Genomic DNA, 585 nt, shown 5'->3' with positions numbered 1-585 from the left:
CGCCGCCCGCCAAAAGCTGATCGAGAAGCTCATTCGGTATGGCAGGCTCTTTGCGTCGTGACATAGTGGGACTCCTTGTTACCCATTATGCCCGGCCACACACGGAAATCCTGACAGTCCCAGCGGGTCGAAGACAACCTCCTCGCGGGCATAGCAACGAGGATGACGGGCGATGACTTCGCTGCGGCAGCCGATCACCACCTCATCGACATAGGCCCTGATCCAGACCTCCTGATGGCCCCAGGCCACCGGAACCGAATAATCGTTGGTCCTGTAGCGCACCAGGGATTGCGAGGAGACCCGCCCGCCTTTCTGATCGCAGGCCTCGAAGGGTGTAGCGGGCAGAGGCTGCATGGCCGCGAGATCGCGCTGCAGCCGCTCACCGATCGTCTCGCTCTGCCCGCGCACCTTGTCCTGCTGGCGCTCGCGGCATTGCTCCTCCAGCCACAGGTTGAACGCCTCCCAGGTCGGGAACTTCGGGATCGGCACCATGAAGTTGCGCCGGCAATAGCCTACCAGCCCCTCCACATTGCCCTTCTCGTTCCCCTTGCCCGGGCGAGCATAGCGGTCGCGGATCACGTAATG

1 pseudogene is annotated in these 585 nt (G+C 62.7%); it reads right to left on the bottom strand.

The annotated features are described in order from the left end of the window. Nucleotides 1-120: 120 nt before the first annotated feature. Nucleotides 121-585 (bottom strand): annotated as a pseudogene (locus tag EWH12_RS22075) (Mu transposase domain-containing protein); the annotation flags it as partial.

The organism is Sphingobium cupriresistens (assembly GCF_004152865.1).
Lineage (GTDB): Bacteria > Pseudomonadota > Alphaproteobacteria > Sphingomonadales > Sphingomonadaceae > Sphingobium > Sphingobium cupriresistens.
Note: the sequence above shows the minus strand (reverse complement) of the source record. Positions and strands in the feature narration are given on the sequence as shown.